The organism is Kitasatospora sp. MY 5-36 (genome assembly GCF_001182915.1).
GTDB lineage: Bacteria > Actinomycetota > Actinomycetes > Streptomycetales > Streptomycetaceae > Kitasatospora.
Map to the genome: position 1 here is coordinate 1 of NZ_LFVW01000662.1, position 6,215 is coordinate 6,215.

Sequence of the window (6,215 nt, forward strand, 5' to 3'; positions counted from 1 at the left end):
CCGGCCGGCGGCGGCGGTCCGCTCGGCGGCCCGCGGGACGCGTCCGGCGAGCTGCTCCGCGAGGGCGGCCAGGGAGGGCCGCAGCGCGCCGTGCAGGCCCAGTCGGACACCGAAGTTGCGGCCCAGTTCGGCGGCGTCGGCGTCCAGTTGGAGGACGGTGGTGGTCTCCGGGATCGGCGAGCCGGGGGTGTAGTGGTGGGCCATGAAGGCGTGGGTGCCGACGATCAGGACGGTGTCGTGGGCCGCCAGGGTCTCCCGGATCGCGGCGTGGGTGGCGCCCAGCATGCCGCCGTACAGCGGGTGCGAGGTGGGGAAGTCCAGGTTGTCGTTCATCGGCTGGTGGTACGTCACCGCGCCGAGCGCCTCGGCGAGCGCGGTCAGTTCGGCCACCGCGCCGTCGCGGCCGACGGCGTCCCCGGCCACCAGGGCGGGGCGCTCGGCGGCGGCCAGCAGCCCGGCGGCGGCGGCGAGTTCGGTGGCCGGGCCCTGCGGGGCGAGGGTGGAACGGCCGGGCACCTCGACGTCGACGTCCTCGGTGAGCAGGTCCATCGGGATGGACAGGAACACCGGCCCGGCGGGGGCGCGCCGGGCGGCGGCGAAGGCCCGGGTGAGCATCAGCGGCAGGTCGTGGGCGTGCTGGACGTCGAAGGTCTGCTTGACCGCCGCGGAGGCCAGGCCGATCAGGTCGCCCGAGAGCATCGGGTCGAAGGCCAGGTGGCGGCGGTCCTGCTGGCCCGCGGTGACGACCATCGGGGTGCGCGAGCGGCTGGCGTTGAGCAGCCCGACCAGGCCGTTGGCGAGGCCGGCCGCGATGTGCAGGCTGACGAAGGCGGTGCGGCCGGTGGCCCGGGCGTAGCCGTCCGCCATGGCGACCACCGAGCCCTCGTGGGCGCCGAGCACGTAGTCGATGTCCCCGGCCGCGCTGAGCGCGTCGGTGAAGGGCAGTTCGCTGGTGCCGGGGTTGCCGAAGACGGTGGTGACGCCCTCGGCCCGGAGGATCTCCAGCATCGCCTCGACCGGGCGCATCAGGCGTCCTTCGCGGGGCGGCGGGTCCACGACGCGCCGACCTTGGCGATCACGTCCAGCCCGTACAGCCGCAGGGCCTGCTGGAGGGCGAACTCGGCGAGGTAGTGGCGGAAGGTCTCGACGGGCTCCTCGGCGTGGTGGAGCATGTGCCGGTTGGCGACCACCGCGGGGCTGGCCAGCCGGGCGGCGGCGGCCTCCACGGCCGCGTCCATGGCCCTGGGCTCGACCACCTCGTCGAACAGCGCGGCGGCGTCGGGCTCGCGGGCCCAGATCTTGCGCCCGCCGAGGATGACCTGGCGGGAGACCCGGCCGCCGGCGAGCCGGGTGAGGCGCAGGTTGCCGAGGCCGGGGACGATGCCCTCCTGGGCGGCCGGCAGGCTGAAGTAGCTGTCGGCGGCGGCGATCACGTGGTCGAAGACCATCAGCAGCTGCGCCCCGCCGCCGATCGCGAAGGTGTCCACGGCGGCCACCCAGGGCTTCTCCAGCGTGCGCTGCGGCCAGGCGCGGTCGTCGTCGACCAGCAGGCCGCGGTAGATCTTGCTGATGTAGCCGATCTCGCGGCGCATCAGGAAGTCCGCGTACGAGATGGTGCCCTCGTGCAGCTCGGTGAGGTTGATCCCGGCGCTGAACACCCGGCGGCCGAGGTAGCGCCGGTGGGTCATCTCGCCGCCGCGCAGGACGCCGACCTCGGTGGCCGGGTCGAGCAGGACGAGGTCCACCGCGGTCTCCATGTCCTCGACATGGGCGTTGGTCTCGGCGTTCAGGCAGTGGTCGTTGTGGACGGTCACGTGGGCGGTGCCGTCGCGGCGCTCGATCCGGACCACGCCGAGGTCGGCGCTGCCGGTGCGGCTGAACTCCGGGAGCAGGGCCAGCGCCCGCTCGGTGGGGCGCAGCATCGCGTCGATCAGGTGCCGGCCGCACTCGGGGTGGGCGAGGACGGCCTGGAGGAAGATGCCCTGGTCGATCTCCAGGCCCTCCTTGTCGGCCTGCCGCAGCCCGTGCTCGGCGGCCAGCTGCGCCTCGCCGGGCACCAGGCCGGGGTGGCGCTCCCCGGCCCGGCGCAGCAGCTCGTCCAGTCGCAGGTGGACGGTGCGCTCCTCGGTGAGCGCACCGTAGACCTCTGCGACGTGCTCCCGCAGGAAGCGCTGCCGGGACAGCCTGGCCTCCGGGGCGGTGTCCACGCTGCGCGCGGTGTCCAGGGTGAAGACTGGGACGGTCATGACAGCTGTTTCCCTCGGTGGGTCGGGTACGGGTCGGGTCGGGCGCCGGCCGGCCCGGGCACGGGACGGTCGGGCGCCGGACGGGTCAGGCCCGGTCGGCGGACTGGTTGCGGAGCGTCCGGTCGCAGGCCGCCAGGTGGGCGCCGAGCGACTCCTCGAAGCTGGTGGTGGTGGCGTCCAGCAGCAGCCGGCGGCGGATCGCCAGCTCGCCGCCGACCAGCCCGCCGAGCAGCGCGCCGGCGCTCTCGACGGCGGCGGCGACGCCCGCGCGGTCCTCGACGACCCGGTCGAACAGGCCCAGCTCGGCGCCCTCCGCCGCGGTGACCTCGGTACCGAACAGCACCAGGCGGCGGGCGCGGGCGACGCCCAGCTGCTGGACCAGGCGGTGGACGGCCATGCCGGGCCACAGCCGGCCGGCGGTGACCGCCGGGCTCAGCCGGGTGTCCGCCGTGGCGATCCGGTGGTCGGCGGCCAGCAGCAGGTCCAGCGCCGGGCCCGCGCACTCGCCGGCCGCGACGGCGAGGACGCCGGCCGGGACGCGCTCCAGGCGGCGCAGCGCGCGCTCCCACTTGTTGACCAGGTGGATGCCGACCTCGCCGGGCCAGGCCTGCTCGCGGACGCCGGCCGTCCCCTCGACGTGCAGCACGGCGAAGGTCGCCCGGTCGGCGTCCTCCAGCTCGTCGCAGACCTCGACGACCTGGCCGATCAGCTGCTCGGTCAGCGGCGCGGAGCAGTCGATCAGGACGTGGCGCCCGGCCGACCCGGTGCGTTCGGGAAGCAGTTCGCTGACGGACATGGGAATTCCTCTTTCGGAAGGTGCGGGCTGTGTCTGGTGCATTCCGGTCAGTACCGGACGAGAGCCGTCTCGATGGTCGATCCGGGGCCCATCGTCATGAAGACCCCGAGGTCGCCGGGCCGGACCTGACCCTCGGCCATCAGCCGCTCGTAGGAGAACAGGAACGAGCCGCTGGAGAGGTTCCCGTAGTCCCGCAGCACCCCGGTGGTGTGCCGGACGTCGTGCCGGGTCAGTCCGAGGTTGATCTGGACCGAGTCGATGACCTTCTTGCCGCCGGAGTGGACGATCCAGTGGGCGATGTCGCTGCGCCGCAGGCCGGTGTCCTCCAGCAGCCTGTCGACGACGAGTTCGGCGTGCGCGCCGACCACGTACGGCACGTCGCGGTCCAGGAAGAAGCTGAACTTGCCCTGGTCGTCGTCCCAGTCGTAGCGCATCGCGTCGACGGCCTCGGGGATGATGCGGCTGGAGAACTTGAGGACGGTCGGGCCCTCGGCCCGCACGCCGCTCTCCGGGCGGTCCAGCAGGCCGTCCGGGTCGGCCATCAGGATCACCGCCGCGGCGCCGTCGCCGAACAGGCTGTTGACCACCGCGGTGCGCATGGTGCCGTCGAAGACGTAGGCCGCCGAGCAGGTCTCGACGCAGACCATCAGGGCCGGCCGCCCGGGGTTGGCGGCGGCCCAACCGGCCACCGCGGTCAGGCCGTTGAGCCCGGCGTTGCAGCCCATGCCGACCACGTCGAGCCGGCTGGTCCGGACGTCGAGGCCCAGTTCCTTGATCAGGTGGGCGGAGAGTCCGGGGGTGAGCAGTCCGGTGGTGGTGACGCAGCAGATGTAGCCGATCTCGGAGAGGTCGAGGCCGGTGCGGGCCACGCACTCGCGCACCGCCCGCGCACCCGTCTCCACGCCCGACGCCCGGTGCTTGCGGAGCAGTTCGCCCTGGGTCTCCATCCGGCGCCCGCCGTCCGGCCCCTCCGGCGGGAGAATGAGGAAACGGCGGTCGATCGCGCTGTTCATGAAAAGCGACCGAATGCGCTGGTCGGTTATCCCGAATATGTCGAGGATATCGCTCTGCGCATAGGAGTCCGGCGGGTTCGCGGTGGCGATGCCGATGATCCGGGGCAATGCCCTGTCCTGTTCCGCGAGCGGTGGCACATCCTTCTCTGACAAGGTCAGCGCCATGTCGCCCCCCTTTCTGGAAAATTCCGGCCATGGACGACTGACAGACGCATTCCAGCAGGGGCGGACCCGCTCGAACACCCCGGTCCGCCCCTTAGGGCCCCCTGTCCCGGCGGGGCCCCCTGCCCGGCCCCGCCGGGGCTCGACCAGGGGCCCGCCGGGGGCCCGGCCGGGGCTCAGCCGGCCCGGGTCAGCGCGCCCATCGCCGTGGGCAGGTCGACCCGGGAGCTGACCCGCAGCTTCCGGTAGGCCCGGGTCAGGTGCTGCTCCACGGTGCTGACCGTCACGTACAGCCGCTTGGCGATCTCCCGGTTGGTGTAGCCGTGCGCGGCCAGCTCGGCGACCCGGCACTCGGCGTCGCTGAGCACCGCGTCGGACACCGCCGGGGCGCTCTCCCGGGCCGACTGGTCGCCGCCGCTGCTCCAGCCGAACTCCACGCCCAGCAGCCGGGTGAGCGGCTGGGCCTGGCACTCCTCGGCCAGCATCCAGGCGCGGCGGGCGGTGAGCCTGGCCCGGCGCAGCTCGCCCAGGTCGTGGTAGGTCCTGGCCAGGTCGGCGAGCGCCCGGGCCAGCTCGTACCGGTCGCCGGCCTCCTGGAGCACGTCCGCGGCCTTGCGCAGCAGGGCCGGGCGCTGGCGCAGGTCGCCGGTGGCGGCGAGCTGGCGCATCGCCACGCCCCGCGCCCGCGGCGCGCACTGGTCGACCATCGCGAGCTGCTCCTCCAGCAGGCGCCGGGCCCCGTCGCGGTCGCCCAGCTGGAGCATCGCCTCGGCGGCCTCGCCGCGCCAGGCGACCAGGCCGGGCACGTCCAGCCCCCACTGGCGCATCAGCTCGCCGCAGGCGAGGAAGTCGCCGAGCGCGGCGTTCAGGTGGCCGGTGGCCAGCTGGTACCGGCCGCGGGCCTGGAGGTAGTGGAGGCCGTAGCGGCTCTGCAGCATCGCCTCCGGGACGGGCAGGTTGAGCTGGTCGGCGGCCTCGTCGTGGCGGCCCATCGCGGTCAGCGCGGTCAGCAGGCTGGCCAGCGCGCCGCCGACCGCCACCCCCCAGCTGCCGGCCGGGATGATCTCCAGCGCCTGCCGGGCGTACCGCTCGGCGCCGGGCAGGTCGCCCTGCCGGACGGCGATCTCGGCCCGGATGGTCGCCAACCGGGCCTGGCGCCCCGGGGACTGGCGGGCGGCCGCCTCCGCGATCAGGCCGTCGCACCAGGGCGCGGCCCGGTCGGCCCGGTCGCCGTAGGTCAGCGCGAGCAGCGCCGACTCGACGGTGTCCATGCCCGTCTCGTCCAGCCGGGAGGTGCGCAGGATCCGCTCGGCCTCGGCGACCGCCTGCTCGGACGGGCCGCGGCTGAGCACCGAGTCCAGCGCGGTGGCCGCCTCCAGCCGCCAGCTGACCGCGGTGGACGGCGCCGGGCGCGGGTCCGGCTCCTCCTCGGCGGACGGCACGTGCGCCAGCAGCGGCGCGTACCAGCAGCGCAGCCACGGCCGGGTGGTCCGCAGCTCGGCCGCGGTCTCCGGGTCGTGCGGGCCGCTCTCCAGGCCGAGCCGGGACAGCACGTCCCTGGCCTCCTCGAAACGGCCGTGCCACAGCAGGGCCTTGGCGAGCACCAGGCCGTCGCTGGGGCGCAGGTGGCCGCGGTGCAGGGCGGTGGTGAGCTCGGTGAGGTGCGGGGTCGGGGCGCCCGGGTTGATCCGCCACTCGGCACGGACCAGGGCCGTCCTGATCCGGGCCAGCCGGGGCCCGTCCGCGCAGACCCGGCAGGCCAGCCGCAGGTACTCGACGGCCTGGCCGACCCGGCCCTCGGCCAGCGCCAGCGTGGCGGCCTCCTCCAGTACGGGGACGGTCCAGGCCTCCTCGACCCGCCCCGAGGCGAGCAGGTGCTCGGCCGTCGCGGCCGCGGCGCCCCCGCCCGCGTGCAGCAGTCCGGCGGCCCTGCCGTGCAGTTCGGCCCTGCGCTCGGAGCCGGTGTCGAGCAGCACGGCGGCCCGGGCGGCCGGGTGG

The 6,215-nt window shown here is 74.8% G+C and carries 5 protein-coding genes; all 5 read right to left on the bottom strand.

What is annotated here, in order from left to right:
- On the bottom strand, nt 1-1,026 hold a 1,026-nt coding region (locus AE652_RS33015), incomplete at its 3' end, for a thiamine pyrophosphate-binding protein (RefSeq protein ID WP_049658310.1).
- On the bottom strand, nt 1,026-2,246 hold the full coding sequence (dpgC, locus tag AE652_RS33020) for a (3,5-dihydroxyphenyl)acetyl-CoA 1,2-dioxygenase DpgC (protein WP_053112401.1): 1,221 nt from the start codon (nt 2,244-2,246) through the stop codon (nt 1,026-1,028). The genes AE652_RS33015 and dpgC, both read right to left, overlap by 1 nt.
- 85 nt (nt 2,247-2,331) lie before the next feature.
- Nucleotides 2,332-3,042, bottom strand: a complete 711-nt coding sequence (gene dpgB, locus AE652_RS33025; RefSeq protein WP_049658312.1) for an enoyl-CoA-hydratase DpgB — start codon at nt 3,040-3,042, stop codon at nt 2,332-2,334.
- A gap of 47 nt (nt 3,043-3,089) precedes the next feature.
- Nucleotides 3,090-4,220, bottom strand: coding sequence for a 3,5-dihydroxyphenylacetyl-CoA synthase DpgA (dpgA, locus tag AE652_RS33030; RefSeq protein ID WP_049658314.1), 1,131 nt, complete (start codon nt 4,218-4,220; stop codon nt 3,090-3,092).
- Nucleotides 4,221-4,393: 173 nt separating this feature from the next.
- On the bottom strand, nt 4,394-6,215 hold a 1,822-nt coding region (locus AE652_RS33035), incomplete at its 5' end, for a LuxR family transcriptional regulator (protein WP_049658315.1).

What these genes read in the sequence shown, in the direction of transcription:
- dpgB (WP_049658312.1), bottom strand. Translation starts at nt 3,042, where the DNA reads ATGTCCGTCAGCGAACTGCTTCCCGAACGCACCGGGTCGGCCGGGCGC.
- dpgA (WP_049658314.1), bottom strand. Translation starts at nt 4,220, where the DNA reads ATGGCGCTGACCTTGTCAGAGAAGGATGTGCCACCGCTCGCGGAACAG.
- dpgC (WP_053112401.1), bottom strand. Translation starts at nt 2,246, where the DNA reads ATGACCGTCCCAGTCTTCACCCTGGACACCGCGCGCAGCGTGGACACC.